The sequence below is a fragment of the Rhodocytophaga rosea genome (genome assembly GCF_010119975.1).
GTDB lineage: Bacteria > Bacteroidota > Bacteroidia > Cytophagales > 172606-1 > Rhodocytophaga > Rhodocytophaga rosea.
In genome coordinates this window covers 2842817-2856979 of record NZ_CP048222.1, presented here as the reverse complement: position 1 = coordinate 2856979, position 14163 = coordinate 2842817, and the positions used below count along the sequence as shown (strand labels likewise).

The window sequence follows — 14163 nt, the reverse complement described above, 5'->3', positions numbered from 1 at the left end:
GAAGAATAGAGCTAATCGCCGGTTTGAATTGATAATGGCGAATACAGCAGGGTTCTCATGTTAAGCAGATAAATATTTGAGAAAAGGCCTCCGTAATATAGGCATACAGTTGTTAGCGTAGATTAGATAAATGATTGGAATCTGGCTTCGAAGGGCCTTTTCCTTATACATTATCAGTTAATCCCTAAACTCTGTTGATTTGGACAAGCTTTCGTAAGTATTGAGTTGTTCCCTAACCATGTCAATTTTTGAATTTGCCATGTTAAAAGTATCTGTTCCCAAAAACAAGTGAAGCGGACGTTCATCGTTTTCTGGATCGCCAGGCTGATTACCAACGATTTGCTGTTCGTGAATCACCTCTAATTCCCGCGCTTCCTTATATTCGGCAATCGGATGTTCCGCAAGCCGAAGAGAACCTTTTAGCTGGAAATTGTGATATGTGATCCACCACCAGGTAATTATCTCTGTTCTCAATAGTGAAATAGCGGGCATGAACAGGGTGAGGCTGCACCTGTAAAAATGGTATCTTATAATTGACTGTTGCGAATGATTCTAAACCTAACCTGGGAATTTCTAACTTTACCAAACAGCGTGATTTATAGGATTTTTTGAGCAAGCATCGTTTATGATAATATCATCTGATCTATGATCTAGGGTCAATAAATATCAATTTAATCAGGTTTTGCTATTCTTTTATTAAAGCTGTTGAAAAGCAATACAGCCAAGTATAAACGGTATCTTCTGGAAAGTCTGATTATTTCACTGTGTGTTCACCAATCAATTGCCGATCATGTTCTTTAAAGCCGCGAATATCTGAGGGTATACAACTGCGTATGCTTTTATATAATCATGTTGTGTTAGGTAAGAAAGATGAATATACAAAATCAGATTAAAACAAAGCCCTTCAATAGCATGTTATGCCACTTTTTGTACAGAGGTTGTAAAGAATTCCAGTAATAAAATAGCACTACAAAAAGGTAGTTAAATTTTACTTGATTAGGCGATTGCTTTCTATGTTTGAAACAGTGTATATTTGTGGCTATGCAATGTAATCTGCTCCAACTCTATTGCTAATCCTGTGCCTGCAGGCTTGTGTATTATTTTCACCTTTCCGTGAGGAATAGTCTTGCTTTGCGTATAAAGAAGCAAGACAGGTTTTTTTATTGAAAACCTTCCATAGCAACTTATCTCAGCCTGCTATTCCATCATTTTATCTACTTATAGTTTCACTTATGCTTATTTTCCATCAGAAAGATGGGCTAAGTATATATTACCTACTAAATTTTTCAATTCATGAATCAATCATCCAGTTTTATACAACCTCCTACAATGGAGCAATTACTCTCTCTTGCTTCCGAACATGGTCTTGTTCTTCAGCCACAAAGCATTTCCTACAATGAATCCGGTTTAGATTTTCTGGTAGCCCTTGCCAAAGACAAAGCAGGTATTTCATGGGTGCTGCGCTTACCCAGAAGAGGGATGTAGGAGAAAGAGCAGGCTATGAAAATAAGGTATTAACCCTGGTAAGCAGACACCTGCCGATAGCCGTACCAGAGTGGAAAGTAAATACTGAATCACTGATAGCCTATCCCCTGTTACCGGGTACACCTGCTGCCACTATCGATACAGAAATAAAGCAATACCGCTGGCATCTGGATCCTGCTGCCTTACCGGCTGCTTTTGTTGATTCCTTTGCCCATACGCTGGTGGCTTTACATAACATTGCTCCTTTGGCAGCAGCCCAAAGTCAAATTCGGGTAACCCATGCAGAAAAGATCCGCACTGACTTACAGCTAAAAATGGAAAAGGTACAACAGGAGATTGGTGTTTCCCAGGCGTTATGGCAAAGCTGGCAAGCCTGGCTTGGGGATGATTCCTACTGGCCTCAGCATACAGTGCTGGTACATGGGGATTTACATGCCGGGCATATCTTAGTGGATGCTCAAAGCAGGATAAGTGGCCTGATTGATTGGACAGAAGCAGAAGTAGGAGATCCTACTATAGATTTTGTACCTTATTTAGCCACCTTTGGGGAGGTAGCCTTAAGCACATTGCTTTCCCGCTATGAACAAGCCGGAGGCAGGGTATGGCCCAGAATGCAAGAGCATATCCTGCATCTACAAGGGGCTTATGCGATAAACATTGCCCTATTTGCTTTACAGTCTGGTTTAGAAGAGTACCTACAGATGGCGAAAGTGGCACTTGGTGTAGAGAAGTAGCAGGTAAGATAGCTGATCTATAGGCTTCAGCACACCGGATCAGTATCATAGCTGAGGGGAGTTTTCTCCAGATATAAAAGGGGGCAATTAATATAACTGCCCCCTTTTGAGTAATTAAAGATTTAAAGTTCTAAAGATTCTGGTTTTCATTGCCAGCATCTGTCTGAAAACAGGAGAACTAACTTTGGCAATCTCTTCCAAGGATCAAGACAAGTTTAAATTAAATAATAAGGAGAATAAAAATAACTTAGCTAAGCTCTATCTAAACATCCACAGTAATCTGAGTGTTTCCAGTTCTTTCGAATACAAAAAGATTTGCCTATTTTACCTTCACCATGCAAAGCAATTTTGGCAAAGCCCTGTGATCTAATGAATATCAAACCAGTATTACTCCTTTTTCTCTTTTTTATTCTTCTGTTTATTCTGTTTCTTTTTTCCTGTTCAAAAAAAGAGAAGGCATATAAGTTTACTCCCAAGCCAGATAATACCATCGTGTTTATTGGAAATACTTTTGCTCTGGATCTTGGAGAGCATACCTACCTTGAAACACTTTTATATAAAAGTTTCCCTAAGCATAATCTTCGGATAAGAAATCTTGCCTGGAGTGGCGATGAAGTTAATTTACAACCCAGACCGGTAAACTTCGGAACAATGGATGAGCATCTGCATCAGCAACAAGCAGATGTTATTTTTGCCTGCTTTGGCTTAAATGAAGCATTTAAGGGCCCTGATAGTGTGCATGTCTTTAGAGAAAGATTGAAGGTGTTTCTCAGCCATTTACAGAACCAGACTTATAATAGAGTGTCTACTCCCCAGATCGTTCTTATATCACCTATAGCCCATGAAACGCTGGGAGGACAATTACCCGATCCGGGCCAGCATAATGAAAGCCTGAAACTCTATACCCAGGCTATGCAAGAAGTGGGGAAAGAACTTACTATTCCTTTCATTAACTTGTACGAACCTACTACTCAGCTGATGAAGGGCAGCGATTCGCTGACCATCAATGGCATTCATCTCACAGGCAAAGGCTATAAAGTGGTAAGTGAACTCATGGCCAAAGCCTTAGACTTTCCCGTTTCTTCCTGGCCGGAAGATAGACATTCCAACCAGTTAAAGAAGGTGATTGCAACGAAAAATCAACATTTCTTTTACAAGTTTAAAGCTTCAAACGGAGAGTACATTTATGGCAGGCGTAGAGAATGGGCCGGTGGCCAGGCTTTGCCAGATGAATTCCGAAAGATCGACCAAATGGTACTCCGACTGGATAGCATAATCTGGGAAGGAAGCCGGGATGCAACAGAGCTTAACATGGATAAGCTACAAAGTATTATCAGTAGCAACCCTGAACAGGCATCCCAACCTGTTAAGTCTTCATCCAGTATGCTCCAACCAGATAAGTCACAATTTATCTTGCAGGAAGGGTACCAGATAGAATTGTTTGCTTCAGAGGTGGATTTACCTATTCCCAATCCGGTAGCTTTTACCTTTGATTCACAGGGAAAAATGTGGGTGGCTACCATGCCTTCTTATCCGCATTATTCCCCAGGTAATCCGCCCAACGACAAGCTTATCATTCTGGAAGATACGAATGGCGACGGAAAAGCAGATAAACATACTGTATTTGCAGACAGTTTGTATCTGCCCCTGGGATTTGAATTGGGGGATGGAGGTGTGTATGTAACACAGGCGCCTAATTTTGTTTTTTTGAAAGATACCAATGGAGATGGAAAGGCTGACCTGAAGAAAACACTCCTGAAAGGCTTTGGTACAGAGGATTCCCACCATGCGATCAGCGCTTATACCTGGGGACCGGATGGAGCTTTATATATGCATGAGGGTACTTTTTTGCATTCCCAGATAGAAACACCTTATGGCCCAAAAAGAGGCGCTAACGGCATCACCTGGCGGTATGAGCCCCGTACTATGAAGTTGGACCCGTATATCTCTTTCCCCTATGCCAACCCCTGGGGACAGGTGTTTACCCGTAATGGTACCCACCTAATTGCTGATGTATCCACAGGTATGAATTATTTTGCTCCTCCCATGACGGTGGCTATCAACTACCCCATTAAACATAAGCAGATGAAGGATTTTCTGACCATTTCTAAACGCCCGAAAACCTGTGGGGTAGAAATTGTTTCTAGCCGGCATTTTCCGGAAAGTGCCCAAGGAAATGTTCTTTTTAATACTTTTATTGGATTTCAGGGCATCAAACAACATAAAGTCTCAGAAGAAGGCAGTGGGATAGTAGCCCATGAAGTTGAACCCTTATTACAATCCAAAGATCCTAACTTCCGTCCGGTAGATCTTAAGTTTGGTCCTGATGGCGCTTTGTATCTGCTTGATTGGTACGATGCGGTGATACAACATGGAGAACAGAATTTTCGGGACCCGCAAAGAGATCATACCCGGGGGAGGATCTGGAGAATAACTTATAAAGATAAACCTGTGCTTAAACCGGTTGATCTTACCAGGCTAAGTGTGGAAAAACTACTGGATGAGTTAAAGGTATATGAAGACAGGGCAAGATACCGGACAAGAATACGCCTCAGAGACTTTCCTGCTGAAAAAGTGATTCCGGTACTCAGAGAATGGGTCGCAGCGCTTGATTCTGCGCATACTGACCATGAGTATCATAAACTGGAAGCGCTGTGGGTCTTTCAGCAGTTTAACGAGGTGGAGGAAAGTTTGCTTGAAAACCTGCTTGATAGTAAAGATCACCACATCAGAGCCGCTGCCACCAGGGTGTTATTTTATTGGAACGATCGGATTAAGAATGCAGAAGAGAAACTGATTACCATGTCGAGAGACAAAGCGCCCAGAGTCCGCCTGGAAGCTATAGCTGCATTAAGCCATTTTTCTTCAGAAGCCTCTGTAAATGCCTTGCTTAAAACAACTGAAATTCCTACCGACGAGTATATTGACTATGCCCTGGAAGAATCTTTTAAACACCTGAAACCTGTCTGGATAGAAATGTTTAAAAAAGACAAGCAGTTTCTTTCTGAGGAACCAACGAAAGCAGAACGCCTGTTAAAGCCGCTTGCCTCTCAGAAAGCATTAAACGCAGAAGAATACTTTGTTAAGGACGATCCCTTGTGGCATGCCTTCTCCTATCGTGCACTTTCAGAAGATGAATATGAGCAATTGAGAGAGTCGCCTGCAGTACAAGAGTTTAGGGAAAGGTATCAGAAACTTTCCCAAGTTAATGAAGCACCTGTTGATAAAACTGCTTCAGGCGCCAAAAATAATGAAATAATTATTCATTTAACTGCCCTTCCGGGTAAAATGCTCTTTGATACAACCCTCATTACAATTCCTGCCGGTAAGTCTGTTTCACTGATCTTTCAAAACCGGGGTCAGATGGCTCATAATGTAGTGATTGTTAAACCCGGTAGTGCAGAAAAAGTAGGAAAAGCAGCAGATGCTATGGCTGGTTTAAAAGATGGCTATGAAAGAAATTTTGTTCCAGATTTGCCGGAAGTATTAGTTGCTACGCCACTTATAAATGCCGGAAAAACGTTTCAGTTAGATTTTAAAGCGCCTGAAAAACCAGGAGCGTATCCGTTTATCTGTTCTTTTCCCGGACATTGGAAAATGATGAAAGGAGTACTAAAAGTGGAATAGAGCTGATTTGAACCCAATTCCACGCAACCAGATATATAACAGATAGAGACAAAAGGACAATAATGAATACTTAATTTTTATAAGGATATGGCCATATTGGGTTAATTACATACAGTCAAAACCGGTTATCTGCACTTTCTCTCTACTTGCTTTTTGAGAATCCGCCATAGGTTTGACTGATGATTTTTCCATCCTGTATAAGAGAACGTTTTGGAAGAATAAAAATAGGGTAAAAGAAAGAATCAGTGAGTAAACTTGAGGTGTCTAATCATCAAGTTTATGCAAGAAAAATTCTCTGCGCTCACTGACCCTGAATGGGAAGTTATCAAGGAAATAATTGATAACCAAAGAAAGATTAAACATGAAAAACGGGTGATAATCAATGCACTGCTTTGGCTGCTAACTACGGGCAGCCAATGGCGCAATATGGAAAGTAAGTACCCACCCTGGCAAACCATTTACTATTATTTCAGGCAGTGGAAAAAGCGGGGCATTATTGAAGAGTTGTTAGCTTTTTTAGCAGGCAGAGAAAGAAAAAAAGCAGGCAGACAAGCCCTGCCAAGCGTGTTGGCCATTGATAGCCAAAGTGTTAAGATTATACAATTTACCAGTCAGGATAAAGGCATAGATGGCAATAAAAAAGTGAATGGCAGAAAAAGACATCTGGCTGTGGACTGTTTAGGTATCCCCTGGGCGGTGCATATTACAGCTGCTAATATATCAGACACCACAGCAGGATATGAGTTAGCAGCTAAGTTGAAGGGCAAGTCCGCCCGCCTGCATACCCTGAAAGCAGATAATGGCTACACAGAGACTTTTGTGGAAGAAGTGAAAAAACAATATGGATGGAGTGTAGAAATTGTACAAAAGCCTGAAAGCGTGAAAGGCTTTGTCCCGGCAGGGGGCCGTTGGGTAGTGGAACGTAGCTACGGATGGCTCAATTTTAAGCGTAGGTTGAGCCGTGATTTTGAAAAAAACACAGAAAGTTCGGAAGCCATGCTACAATTAGCCTTTATTGATACTCTGCTCAAAAGAAAAACCGAATAATATTTCAAAACATTCTCTAATGAATGTATCTGTTGCAAACAGGAGTTCAAAAGCTGATGTATTGGCCTGCCAGAGGATATAAGCTACATCTCTTTCCACTACTGTTTTGTTGAGTGTAAGCGGATTCTGATCGTTTGGAAATGCCTTAAAAGCCGCTATAAAATTTCCCCGGATGGCTTCTAATCCTCTATAAGTAGAATCTGGGGTGATGAGAATAGAACTGTCCGTATAATCTGCCATTACTTCTTCCAGGTTATTTTCTTTAAAGGCTTTCCAGTGATGTTCTGCCACTTGTTTGGTTTGTTCTTGGTTGATTTGACCAGAGGAATTACCCGAACAACTCCCAAATAGTAACAGCACGGCGGTTAGCGAATAAATAGAACTTTTCATAATTGATTGCATAGAATTTAAGGATGTAATTTATAATATAACAGATCAATCACTCAACTATTCTGGGCACTTTAATTAATGTAACGCACTCAATATAGCAGTCATAGTTATCGGCCTTCCCAAATAATACAAAAAAGCAGGCAATTATAGCTATAATCTCAACTTTTATAAAGGTACTTTTATCCTTGTTCTCAATTATATTTATTCAGGAAAAGCTTAGGGCAAAATATTGCTGGAAGGATTTTTTAAGAATTTGATAAGCAGGTGATTTATATAAAATATCCTTGCTTAACAGAGTGTAATCTTAATCGGATGCTAATGTTTTAGAGCCATTCAATTGGCTGCCGGATAATCTCCGTAATGAAATTAGGCATTTCAGTGTGTTCTGGTTGAACTTTTTGCAGGAGTTTAAGCAAAGCCTGTACCCTATAAAGTCCTATTAGTTGAAGGCCAGTTGATGTTAGTTTGCAGCGATTATAGTTAATTAAGGGGTATCCGGTATTCATTGGGAGATTGCCCTACCCATTGTTTAAATAAGCGGGTAAAATGCTGGGGATATTTAAATCCTAATTCATAGGCGATCTGGCTAACAGATTTACTTTGGTCGAATATTCGTTCTTTGGCCACATCAATTACCTTCGATTGAATGTACTCCTGGGCTGTTTTGCCGGTTTCTTTCTTAACTAAATCCCCAAAATAGTTAGTCGATAAATTCAATTCACCCGCACAATAGGCTACCGATGGCAAACCAATCGTTTGTGGCTTATCAGACTCGAAATACTCATTTAACAAAGTCTCAAATCTTTCTAATACGCCTTTGTGTACATTGTCACGGGTAAAGAACTGGCGGTCGTAAAAACGGATGCAATAGTTCAACATCAGTTCAATAGTAGAGGTAATGAGCCGTTTGCTGTGCTTATCTATGGCGTGTTCTAATTCATAGTCAATTTTAGAAAAACAATCCAGCACAATTTTTCTTTCCCGTTCCGATAGATGCAGGGCTTCATTGGATTGATAGCCAAAAAAAGTGTAGTCTCCCATATGTTTTCCAAGGGATGTGCCATGTATCAAATCAGGATGAAAAACCAGCGCATACCCTTTGGGCTGATAGGTTTCTCCGCTGTTTTCAACACTAACCACCTGCCCCGGGGCTATGAATACCAGCGTTCCTTCCTGGTAATCATAGGTATGCTTTCCATAGCGCAGATCACCACATTTAACTTCCTTTAAAAAGACAGTATAAAAACCAAAATACATATTAGAGGCTTGCCGGGGACTTGCCTTAGACAAATCAACTACACTCACCAGCGGATGGAGCGTTTCCTGATTGTTAAAGGCATTATAAGCACTAATTGATTCAAATCTTCGCATCGTATCCATATCAGTATAGTTTTAGTATTTCGGTTGCTTTCGCTTATTCAAAAGTAGCACTTTCTCGATTTCTTCCCTGGTGATCATTTCTAAACCAGGAATATTGGTAAGTAAAACCGTAATCTGTATACAAGTGGGCTGAAAAAATACGCTGACCTTTGCACTGTAAAAAAAGACAAACTATACAAAGTGTTAAAGTGAAAAACAGGGTGAAATGCCTATCCTTAGTTTGGTGTTTTTTAGATTTTCACAGCATGCAATCGAAATATTCAGACAAATAAAGATAAGCATGAAAAAATAATATATGTAGCTATTTTCTTATTTGCTGCTCTGTCAACGCAAGGCACGGCACAAGAAGCCGCTATTTTTCCAAAAGGTAAAAATCTCCCAATCTTCATATCGTTTACCAGGGTAGGGGGCCGGTAAAGCCATTCATTTTCAAGATAGTTATCTTAATCTACTGTCAATTTCCATTGCTATGATACATCTGCTGCTGGCATGTTTTCTCTTAATTGTTTCTTGCTCTTCTTCTCAAAGGGCAGATTTTCCTGCTACAATAAAGCCTACGATAGACCCTGACAAAATACTGATTGTGTATCTGTCACGCACCAACAACACAAAGGCAATGGCAGAAATTATTCATAAAAATGTAGGCGGAACTTTGGTCGCATTGGAGCTGGAAAATCCATATCCAAAAGACTATAAAACAACTGTTGATCAGGTGGCCGATGAAAATGCAAGAGACTTTTTACCTCCTTTACAAACCAAAATTGTGGGCATTGATGAATATGAGATAGTATTCGTTGGTTTTCCTACCTGGGGTATGGAGTTACCCCCGCCTGTGAAAAGTTTTTTAACGCAATATGATCTGAGCGGAAAAACTGTAATTCCGTTTAATACCAATGCTGGCTACGGGATCGGAAGCAGTTTCCAGACCGTAAAAGAATTATGTCCCAATAGTAGAATACTGGAAGGTTTTTCAACGAAGGGCGGGGTGGAAAGGGACGGAATTTATTTTGTAATGGAGGGAGAAAAAGAAAAGCAGGCACAAGTGGAAGTAAAGAAATGGTTGCAAAAAATTGAGCTAATCAACTAATAGATGATGAATTTACCTCAAAATACCTTGATCAATCAAAACGCAGGTTCTAACACCAGAACTTCTACGGCAGTCATTTCTTTATTAATCATAGTAGGTATCATGGGTAGTTGCTTCACAGCTTCGGCGCAGCAGCAAGAAATGATGGTGCGTATCGCAGAAATTGAAATTGTCCCGGCATCTCTGGAAGAGTATAAAGCTATCCTGGAAGAAGAAGCGGCTGCCTCTGTTAAACTGGAGCCGGGAGTAATTGCCATCTTTCCGATGTATCAGAAAGAAAATCCTACCCAGGTTAGAATCCTGGAAATATATGCCAGCAAGAAGGCTTACGAGCAGCATTTAAAAACGCCACATTTCCAGAAGTATAAAACCACTACGCTTAATATGGTGAAGTTATTAAAGTTACTAGAAATGGAAGCGGTAGATGTAACAACTATGCCCCTGATATTTAAAAAATTAAAAGAAAATAAATGATGCGCATTAAACACAAGCATTTCTCAGCAGAGGATTCGAAAACGGATGATCCTAAAACTTTGCCATTAATAGCCATCAAATAGAATGTTAGTGAATGCAATAGGAGGGTTTATGTATAAAATGGTGAAACATATTGGCATTACAGAATCCGAACCAAGGCAAATCCTTTTCCTATTGAGTCAAACGGTGGAAAAAAAGAATCGGAAGCCGGTAAACAGGTGCTTTCTACAGTGCTGACTTCAAAAGGAAGGTAACAAAGAAATGCGACGAAGGAAATCACAAGCTTTAATCAGAGAATTTATAAAGCTATAGTAATTCCCTATCTCTGTCTCAAAAAATAATGCAAATGAAAATGAAATGTCCTGATCTAAGTCCTATTGTTTTACTTGCCGTATTCATTGCCTGTTGCTTTATCGCCAACGGACAAAACGTTCCGGATGCCATTCATGCTGGCAATATGATTTTTCCAAAAGGAGAAAAAATTCAGTCTGCTAATTTCACCGGCAGCGCATGCTACACATGATGGTAAATAGCGATACTACATTTAATACTTCTATGGGAAACGTAACTTTTGAACCGGGCGCCAGAACGAACTGGCATTATCATCCAGGCGGGCAAATATTACTGGTTACCAGTGGAAAAGGACGTTATCAGGAAAAAGGCAAAGCGGTTAAAGAACTCCGGAAGGGCGATGTAATCAAGTGTGCGCCAAATACGATTCATTGGCACGGTGCGGCACCGGATAGTGAACTTAGCCATATTGCCATCAGCACAAATGCAGGAAAAGGGGCGGTAGTATGGCTTAAACCGGTGTCAGAGGAAGAATACAATAAGCTATCAATGAAATAACGGTGAAAATTTACTTCATTACCTTTTATGGGAGGCTGAAATTCTCCTGAAATACAGGAACTCGAGTGTATCAGAAATTGCGTATGAATTAAGTTTTATAGAAGTCACCTGTTTCAATAACTTCTTTAAAAACCTGTCCGGGTGAGTCCGCTGAAATTTAGGAGTCTGTGAATTTGGCAGCTTATTGTTTGATTTACGTACCTACAATAGCTAAATTATACCTTTATTTATAGCTGGTATACTATAGAAGATTTTAAAAACCAATTCTAATAATTACCATTATGGCCATCTTCAACTTAAACATCAATGGAAAACAAAGCCAGGTGAATGTGGACCCTGCTACCCCCATGTTATGGGTCCTGCGTGACCACCTGAACCTGGTTGGCACCAAGTACGGCTGTGGTGTTGCCCAATGTGGCGCATGCACCATCCACCTGGGCGAGATAGCTACCCGCTCTTGTCAACTGCCCGTATCAGGGGTAGGCAATCAGTCCATCACAACCATTGAAGGCTTGTCAGAGAAAGGTGATCACCCGGTACAGAAAGCCTGGCTGGAACATGATGTGGCCCAGTGCGGCTATTGTCAGGCCGGTCAGATCATGAACGCTAGTGCCTTGTTAAAGAGCAATCCCACGCCTAGCGATGCGGAGATTGAATCGGCCATGAATGGCAATATCTGCCGCTGTGCTACTTACTTGCGGATCAAGGCTGCCATCAAAACAGCTGCTAAGTCAAGCGCTGCTAAATCCTAATCACCTAACTCTTCTCAACTATGCAACCCATAGAAAAAACGATAAACCGCAGATCTTTTTTAAAAGTATCTGCTCTTGCCGGCGGGGGGATGATGCTCAGCTTTAGCTGGCTGGCCGGATGTAACCCATCTACGCCTGAAGAGGTAGCCACCCTTCCCAAAGAATGGTTTGAGCTAAATAGCTACATCAAAATTGCAGATAATGGAGCTATTACGCTAATGGCCCCTAACCCCGAATTTGGATCCAACGTAAAAACATCGCTTCCCATGATGCTGGCAGAAGAGCTGGACGTAGACTGGAAAAACGTTACAGTAGAACAGGCTGACTTTTTCCCCGAACGCTTCGAACGCCAGTTTACCGGGGGAAGTCAGGCGATGCGGGCCGCCTGGAAACCTCTCCGGACGGCAGGAGCTACCGCCCGTCATATGCTTATTGAAGCCGCCGCACAAACATGGCAGGTGCCTGCCGGGGAAATCACTACCGAGAATGGAATTCTGCATCATAAAGGAAGTAGCAAAAAAGCAAGCTATGGTGAAATGACTTCTAAAGCTGCCGGACTTGAGGTACCAAAAGAAGTGCCCTTCAAAAACAGCAAGGATTACAAGATTATTGGCAACTCGAAAAGAAATGTAGAAGGACTCAATATTGTGACTGGTAAACCCTTGTTTACTATGGATTACAAGAAGGAAGGAATGCTCATTGCTATGATGGTGCATCCGCCTGCCTTCGGATTAAAAGTGAAATCAGTAGATGACAAAGCAGCGAAAGCTATGCCCGGCATCAAGGATGTGTTTATTATTAAAACCCTTGCAGATGATTACGAGAGAAACGGGTTTGATACCACCAGTTTCACAGAACTTGTGGTAGTAGTGGGTAATACTACCTGGGAGGTAATGAACGCCAAAAAAGCCTTGAAAGTAGAATGGGAAAAAATAGCTGACACGACGATTGCAGTAGCTGGTAGAGGTGGCAAACAGACCGTTACCATTCCTGCTGGACTGGAGAGCAGCGAGGGGCATCAGGCGAAGATGGCCGAAATGGCAAAAAAACCCGGGAAAGAGCTTCGCAAAGATGGCAATCCGGAAGTAGCCTTTAAAAAAGCGGCAAAAGTGATTGAGCGGACCTATACAGCACCATTCCTTGCCCACAACTGCATGGAGCCTGTCAACTGTTATGCGCATGTTACCGCAGACAAAGCAGAACTCATTGGCCCTATTCAGGCACCAGAGTTCATCATGCAAGCACTGACGGCCCGGCTGGGTTTGCCCAAAGAAAAGATTCACATCAAGTTAGCCAGGATGGGCGGAGGCTTTGGTCAACGTGCGTATGGACACCACTTGGTAGAAGCAGCGGCTATTTCCCAGAAACTCAATGCCCCGGTCAAACTCATGTACACCAGGGAAGATGATATGACCTATGGCATTTACCGGCCTACCTACACAGCCACCTACAAAGCAGCTCTGGATGAAAATAACAATCTGATTGCCTATCAGGTAAAAGCAGGAGGTATTCCGGAAGGTCCGCTGGGCTTTTCCCAAAACCGTTTTCCGGCAGGTGCAGTGGATAATTACCTGGCCGAAGAATGGGTGCTGAATTCTAATATCACCATCGGCGCATTCCGGGCGCCCAGGTCCAATTTCCTGGGTGGGGCAGAGCAGTCCTTCCTGGACGAAGTGGCTGAACTGGCTGGTAAGGACCCCATAGAGTTTCGTCTGGAACTGTTAGAGCGCGCCAAGAAAAATCCGGTAGGTAAAGACAATGATTATGACCCCGACCGCTATGCAGGCGTATTGAAACTGGTGAGAGATAAGTCGAATTGGAAAAAGGATACCAAGGATGTCCACCGGGGCGTTTCGGCCTACTTCTGTCATAATACCTACGTAGCGGAGGTGATTGACCTGTCGATGAAGGAAGATAAACCGATTGTGGAGAAAGTGTATGCAGCCGTTGACTGTGGCATTGTGGTAAATCCGGATGCAGCTGCTAATATGGGCGAAGGGGCCATTATAGATGGGATAGGAAATGCCCTGTATGGAGAAATGACTTTTAAAGAGGGAGTGCCCCAGAAGAATAATTTCCATACCTATCGCATGATCCGGCATAGCGAAGCACCTAAGGCGATTGAAGTACATTTTGTAAAAAGTGAAGTGGAGCCCACTGGTCTGGGAGAACCCTTGTTTCCACCCATTTTTGGAGCGCTGGCAAACGCTATATACAAGGCCACAGGGAAGCGGGAATATACCCAGCCGTTCCTTCAAGGTAAGGGTCCACTGGTATAGTGCCTGTAAGCTTCTGCTCAGCTAAAACAGGTATAATAAAGAGATGAATTAGAGTTGTT

At 41.9% G+C, this 14163-nt stretch carries 13 protein-coding genes; 10 read left to right on the top strand and 3 right to left on the bottom strand.

Annotated features, from left to right (window positions below; genetic code table 11):
* Positions 1 to 177: 177 nt before the first annotated feature.
* Entirely contained in the window at positions 178 to 492 is a 315-nt protein-coding gene (locus GXP67_RS11910; protein ID WP_162443324.1) for a Rossmann-fold NAD(P)-binding domain-containing protein, read from the bottom strand.
* An 801-nt stretch (positions 493 to 1293) separates the two neighbouring features.
* On the opposite strand from GXP67_RS11910, the gene GXP67_RS37395 reads away from it, so the two are divergent.
* The 4 genes from GXP67_RS37395 (at position 1294) to GXP67_RS11895 (ending at position 6893) form a co-directional block, all read left to right on the top strand.
* Complete coding sequence (locus tag GXP67_RS37395) at positions 1294 to 1485, top strand: hypothetical protein (RefSeq protein ID WP_232065180.1); 192 nt, start codon at positions 1294 to 1296, stop codon at positions 1483 to 1485.
* Entirely contained in the window at positions 1452 to 2219 is a 768-nt protein-coding gene (locus GXP67_RS11905; protein ID WP_232065179.1) for a macrolide 2'-phosphotransferase, read from the top strand. The genes GXP67_RS37395 and GXP67_RS11905 overlap by 34 nt, the downstream gene beginning before the upstream one ends.
* Positions 2220 to 2588: 369 nt before the next feature.
* The gene (locus tag GXP67_RS11900; RefSeq protein WP_162443323.1) at positions 2589 to 5846 is read left to right on the top strand and encodes a PVC-type heme-binding CxxCH protein; all 3258 of its coding nucleotides are present in this window, start codon (positions 2589 to 2591) and stop codon (positions 5844 to 5846) included.
* Between the two features lie 279 nt (positions 5847 to 6125).
* Positions 6126 to 6893: an IS5 family transposase gene (locus tag GXP67_RS11895; RefSeq protein ID WP_162443037.1), complete on the top strand. Its 768-nt coding sequence runs from the start codon at positions 6126 to 6128 to the stop codon at positions 6891 to 6893.
* Here the strand turns inward: GXP67_RS11895 and GXP67_RS11890 are convergent.
* Together GXP67_RS11890 and GXP67_RS11885 are read right to left on the bottom strand one after the other, a co-directional pair.
* On the bottom strand, positions 6852 to 7283 hold the full coding sequence (locus tag GXP67_RS11890) for a nuclear transport factor 2 family protein (RefSeq protein ID WP_162443322.1): 432 nt from the start codon (positions 7281 to 7283) through the stop codon (positions 6852 to 6854). The two genes, GXP67_RS11895 and GXP67_RS11890, sit on opposite strands and share 42 nt — an antisense overlap.
* Positions 7284 to 7763: 480 nt before the next feature.
* The gene (locus GXP67_RS11885) at positions 7764 to 8663 is read right to left on the bottom strand and encodes a helix-turn-helix domain-containing protein (protein ID WP_162443321.1); all 900 of its coding nucleotides are present in this window, start codon (positions 8661 to 8663) and stop codon (positions 7764 to 7766) included.
* Between the two features lie 469 nt (positions 8664 to 9132).
* Between GXP67_RS11885 and GXP67_RS11880 the strand changes: the two genes are divergently transcribed.
* The 6 genes from GXP67_RS11880 (at position 9133) to GXP67_RS11860 (ending at position 14104) form a co-directional block, all read left to right on the top strand.
* Positions 9133 to 9750, top strand: coding sequence for a flavodoxin (locus GXP67_RS11880; protein WP_162443320.1), 618 nt, complete (start codon positions 9133 to 9135; stop codon positions 9748 to 9750).
* A 3-nt stretch (positions 9751 to 9753) separates the two neighbouring features.
* Positions 9754 to 10224: a putative quinol monooxygenase gene (locus GXP67_RS11875; protein WP_232065178.1), complete on the top strand. Its 471-nt coding sequence runs from the start codon at positions 9754 to 9756 to the stop codon at positions 10222 to 10224.
* Positions 10225 to 10570: 346 nt separating this feature from the next.
* The gene (locus GXP67_RS37390) at positions 10571 to 10747 is read left to right on the top strand and encodes a hypothetical protein (RefSeq protein WP_232065174.1); all 177 of its coding nucleotides are present in this window, start codon (positions 10571 to 10573) and stop codon (positions 10745 to 10747) included.
* A gap of 32 nt (positions 10748 to 10779) precedes the next feature.
* The gene (locus GXP67_RS11870) at positions 10780 to 11073 is read left to right on the top strand and encodes a cupin domain-containing protein (RefSeq protein WP_232065173.1); all 294 of its coding nucleotides are present in this window, start codon (positions 10780 to 10782) and stop codon (positions 11071 to 11073) included.
* Positions 11074 to 11354: 281 nt separating this feature from the next.
* Positions 11355 to 11825, top strand: coding sequence for a (2Fe-2S)-binding protein (locus GXP67_RS11865; RefSeq protein ID WP_162443319.1), 471 nt, complete (start codon positions 11355 to 11357; stop codon positions 11823 to 11825).
* A 20-nt stretch (positions 11826 to 11845) separates the two neighbouring features.
* On the top strand, positions 11846 to 14104 hold the full coding sequence (locus tag GXP67_RS11860; protein ID WP_162443318.1) for a xanthine dehydrogenase family protein molybdopterin-binding subunit: 2259 nt from the start codon (positions 11846 to 11848) through the stop codon (positions 14102 to 14104).
* Positions 14105 to 14163: the final 59 nt, after the last annotated feature.